Genomic DNA, 3,697 nt, shown 5'->3' with positions numbered 1-3,697 from the left:
CGATAAATCGTTATTTAAAAATCAAAAACTTTGATGACCAGGATTTATGGAGAAATGTTAAAAAAGAAATTATAGCTAATACAGAAGGTTACTTAATCTTTGATGATACAGTTCTTAACAAGAAACATAGTAATAAAATTGAATTGGTTCGACGACAATACAGTGGTAATGAGCATCAAGTAGTTTGCTTACGCAAAGCTGCGCTAACGTGGTATAGGAATAGTAAATTGTATATATTTTAACCCCGAAATCGAACAATTTTGGCTCATAGATTATCGAATTTATGACCCAGTGTAGGGACGTTGAATGCAACGTCCCTACAATCAAGAATAATTAACATTAACTAACCTAAAATCAGCAAAAAAGTTATTCTACTAAAGTAATTACTTAATAACTGAAGTTTTAATCAAGTATAAGATTGCTTTAGGGAATTGGTATTACTTCTAAATTTTGACTTGCGCGTAGCTTTAATAGCTTATACCAAGTATTTTTGATTAACTAAAATCCAGGATTTTAATCCTAATGTAAAGTCAGAATTATTATCTAGCTCTAAAGCGCAATTACATACGATTAACGCTTCTTCCCATCTCCCTATTTTAGCTAAAGACCAAGCAAAATTTGCCTGTATCCAAGATTCCTTTGGAGATAATTTTACTGCTTTTTCTAACTGTTTAACTGCCTCTTGCCATTTTTCTTGACGGCAATTAATTAGTCCTAAAACTCCATAACCTCTGCCATCATTAGGATTTATTTTAATTGCTTGATTAGCCACAATAATAGCTTGACTATCTTCTATATAAACTAATATCATTGCCAACTCTACTGCTGCTATACCATTATCAGTTTCTTTGAGCAAACATTGTTGATAAGCTGTGACTGCTTCTGTTAAATTTCCTTCTTTTAAAATCTGTCTTGCTTGCTTTAATTTTTGAGAAATAAACTTACCTTTAAGTGCATCAATTAATTCATCAGCAGTTTGAAAACGTTCTTCTATTTCCATCTTCATTCCTGTTAAGATAATTTGTTCTATTTGGATAGGAATTGATGGTTCTATTTGCCGTGGAAAAATTAAAGTTTCTGAACCTAACCTAGCTGGTGCTGCTACTGGTACTCTACCTGTTAAAACATGATAAATTGAAGCACAAATAGCATACAAATCTGTACTGGGATTAGACTTACCTAGATTAGTATATTGTTCAATNCTTCATTCCTGTTAAGATAATTTGTTCTATTTGGATAGGAATTGATGGTTCTATTTGCCGTGGAAAAATTAAAGTTTCTGAACCTAACCTAGCTGGTGCTGCTACTGGTACTCTACCTGTTAAAACATGATAAATTGAAGCACAAATAGCATACAAATCTGTACTGGGATTAGACTTACCTAGATTAGTATATTGTTCAATAGGTGAATATCCAGGTGTTAACATAGCAGTCATTTTATTAGTAAGACCTGCTAAAAATTCTCTGGCAGAACCAAAATCAATTAATATGGCTTGATCTTGGGAGTTAATAATAATATTGTCTGGTTTAATATCCCGATGCAGGAAGTTATTAGCATGAACTAATTTTAAAGCTTCGGTGATTTGAATGAAATATTTTTTGACAATATTTTCTGGCAGTTTACCTCTTTCCGTCAAAATTTTAGATAGAGATTTACCTGAGACAAATTCCATTACTAAATAAGCGGTATTGTTAGCTTCAAACCAGTTAATTACTCTGACAATATTAGGATGAACGCATTTTTTTAGAGATTCTGCCTCAGTCTTAAATTTTTGGATTTGTTCCTGTTGAATTTTAGGAGGAATAGAGGGAGGCCAGATAATATTAATCCCATGTCTAAGAAACTTATCTGGGCAAAGTTCTTTAATAGCAACATCAGTAAAATTTTCTAAATCAGTTGCTTTATAAGTAATGCCAAAACCACCTTCACCTAAAGTTTTTTCTATTCTGTATTTACCTTGGTAAAGTAAAGTACCACTAGGAAGTTGATATCCCACTGAATTTAAGCTTATTAAAGCACAACCACAGGCAGTACAAGTAATGGTTGTATCAAGATTTTCTGCGCCACAAATTGGGCAGTTGATTAACATTTTTTATCCTTATTTTACTTAAGAAGGAAGAGGTAAGAAGGAAAAAGGAAGAAGGAAGAGGGAATAATAAATTATCAAAAAAATGGGTCTAAAACCTCGTATTTTAAGGCGAAATGTTTTTGGAGCGGGGAATAAATCCCTGTGAAAAAAACAACTTATGACTTCTGACTTATAACTTCGTTAAGCTGTACATTTAAACTGTGAATAATAAACTATAATTTACTAATTAGCTGATAGCTTAAAAGCTTTTTTCGGCGTTGGTTAAATAAGGTATGAAATTCAAATAGCAGTAGATTTTAAGCCCAAAAAAATACTGCGAATTATACCTATTTATTCCTCGCCAAGTCACCGACAAACTCTTTTCTACCGTAAGCATTCACCCGTCAGCTATCAGCCATCAGCTATTGCTTTTAGTAACTGATAAAAGCTTTATTAATTAGGACAGAAAAATCTTACTACAAAAGTCAGCTCCAAAATCTATATTCATTTAAACCCCGTCCTTAAGTACAGGGTCTTATTGCTGTTAACGAAGTTCCTCCGTAGGAGGCTAGCTGACTGCTAATAGCTGTTAGCTCCGCATTCCGCAGGAAATGCTTACTTTCTACCTCCTAACTCCTATAAAATCATACAATCATTCACCAATGCCCTTTTTTCTTTTCCCTGTTTCTTTCCTCCGTTTATTTTATTCCCCCAATCGAATGTATATTAGCTTATATTTAAGTAATTAGAAATAATAACCGAATTTTACCTATGGCAATTTCATCTCCTGAGTTTAATATTTCTGGTTTATTCATACGGTATCCAAACCGAGTTTTACCTGTAGGTTTGATATAAATACCATTAGTTGAACCCATGTCTTTTATCTGCCATTGATTATTTTCAAAATAGATTTCTGCATGGGTTGATGAAACAGTTTCATCTCCATAAAATCCATCTAAATCAATTTCTACTGGTCCGATGTCTGGGTCAAATTTACCAATAATAGCATTGTTACTATCGATAATAAATTCTGCTATGGGCGCACCTACTTGTTTAGAGATAAGTTTAGCAACAGTACCATTAATAACTGTAGGATTAGTATTATTTTTAGGTAATATATTTGCTTTTTGACTATCTTCTATAATTGGTATTTGACTGGTAGGTATATTTGTAGAAGCTGGTGTTTTTAGGGGATAGTTATTAATATTTTGATTGATATTTTGATTTAGGTTTAGTTGTTGTTGGTCTGATTGTATAAATGTTTGGGTTTCTAGGTCTTGAATCCCTTTTTCTTGAGCTTCAAATAAAGTGGTTGATGCTCTAATTTCTGAACCACAAATTTCGCAAAATTGATTGTTGTCTGCATTTCTGTCGTAGAAACATACATTACAAGTAATAGCCATAATTATCCTCTTTATAAGCATTTAGCTGTCAGCTATTAGCTATCAGCTATTTTTGAAAATCTCAATTAGAGTTCTACCTTTTTTTTGTATTCTTTTTTCAAAGTTATACAATACTAATTCTTTTCGGATTTCTTTTAACCAATTTAGGCTCTGAACTGATTTTTCTGCTTGTTTTCGGCGTTTAATTTCTGATACTAATTCAGCATTTACTAACTCTAATTGATT

3 protein-coding genes and 1 pseudogene are annotated in these 3,697 nt (G+C 32.3%); 1 reads left to right on the top strand and 3 read right to left on the bottom strand.

All coding sequences use genetic code 11. The features are described from left to right. Positions 1 to 291 (top strand): annotated as a pseudogene (locus AFK68_RS38245) (IS701 family transposase); the annotation flags it as partial. Positions 292 to 1,202: 911 nt separating this feature from the next. Here the strand turns inward: AFK68_RS38245 and AFK68_RS06255 are convergent. From AFK68_RS06255 to AFK68_RS36340, 3 genes are all read right to left on the bottom strand, one after another. Beyond that, on the bottom strand, positions 1,203 to 2,090 hold an 888-nt coding region (locus tag AFK68_RS06255; RefSeq protein WP_168186340.1), incomplete at its 3' end, for a serine/threonine-protein kinase. A gap of 716 nt (positions 2,091 to 2,806) precedes the next feature. Next, positions 2,807 to 3,472: an FHA domain-containing protein gene (locus tag AFK68_RS06250; RefSeq protein WP_094672030.1), complete on the bottom strand. Its 666-nt coding sequence runs from the start codon at positions 3,470 to 3,472 to the stop codon at positions 2,807 to 2,809. A gap of 42 nt (positions 3,473 to 3,514) precedes the next feature. Further along, on the bottom strand, positions 3,515 to 3,697 hold a 183-nt coding region (locus tag AFK68_RS36340; protein WP_168186339.1), incomplete at its 5' end, for a hypothetical protein.

Source organism: Hydrocoleum sp. CS-953 (assembly GCF_002260545.1).
GTDB lineage: Bacteria > Cyanobacteriota > Cyanobacteriia > Cyanobacteriales > Microcoleaceae > Trichodesmium.
This window is presented reverse-complemented; position numbering and strand designations above follow the sequence as displayed.